The following is a 992-nucleotide window of genomic DNA, read 5'->3' on the forward strand; positions in this document are numbered from 1 at the left end:
CACCGCGGCGCTGCGCCGGCTTGCCCAGGACGGGCCCCGGCCCACCGTGCTGCGCCTGTCCGACGAGACCGAGACGCTCATCGGGCTCGCCCAGCCCGACGCGATCGGCGCCGGTACGGAGCAGGGCGGCGCCGGATGCCTGGCGATCACCGGCTACGAAGGCACGGCGCAGGACACCGCGCACCGGCGCGCCCGGGCCGCGGACGTCCTGACGGCCTGCGGCGGCACCCCGGCCGGCGCCGAACCCGGCGAACGCTGGGCGCACGGCCGCTACTCGGCGCCCTATCTGCGCGACGCCCTGCTCGACGCCGGCGCCTTCGCCGAGACCCTGGAGACCGCCGCGTTCTGGTCCCGGATCCCCGAGCTGTACGCGGCCGTCCGCACCGCGCTGACCGACACCCTCGCCCGGGCCGGCACCCCGCCGCTGGTGATGTGCCACATCTCCCACGTCTACGAGAACGGCGCCTCGCTGTACTTCACCGTCGTCAGCGCCCAGGGCGAGGACCCGGTGACACACTGGACGCCCGCCAAGCACGCCGCCAACGAAGCCGTACTCGCCGCCGGCGGCACCATCTCCCACCACCACGGCGTGGGCACCGACCACCGCGACTGGTACGTCCGCGAGGCCGGCCCGCTCGGCGTCTCGGCGCTGCGCGCCGTCAAGCGTCACCTGGACCCCGACGGCCTGCTCAACCCCGGCGTCCTGCTGCCCACCGACTGACCCGCCCGATCCGACCGCCTGCCTCGGAGGCCCACCGATGCGCCAGTTCACCGCCGTCGTCAACCCCACCGCGGGCGGCTCCACCGGGGCGGCGACCCTGCTCCGGCTGGCCCGGCTGCTCCGCGAGGCCGGGGCCGGACTGGAGACGGAGTACAGCCACAGCCTCGCCCACGCCCAGGACATCGCCCGTACGGCCGGGGAGCGCGGCCGGATCGTGCTGGCCGTGGGCGGCGACGGCATCGCCGGCGGCATCGGCGGCGCGCTCAGCGGC

General features: G+C 76.4%; 2 protein-coding genes. Both read left to right on the forward strand.

Annotated elements, in window-relative coordinates; translation table 11 throughout:
- Positions 1–721: FAD-linked oxidase C-terminal domain-containing protein (locus H5J33_RS36460; protein WP_309485584.1), on the forward strand; the 721-nt coding region annotated here is incomplete at its 5' end.
- Positions 722–758: 37 nt separating this feature from the next.
- Positions 759–992 (forward strand): diacylglycerol kinase family protein (locus tag H5J33_RS36465; RefSeq protein WP_309485585.1); only part of this gene is annotated, 234 nt, incomplete at its 3' end.

Origin of the sequence: Streptomyces sp. WELS2, assembly GCF_013870595.1 — a bacterium.
In the GTDB taxonomy this organism is placed as follows: Bacteria; Actinomycetota; Actinomycetes; order Streptomycetales; family Streptomycetaceae; genus Streptomyces.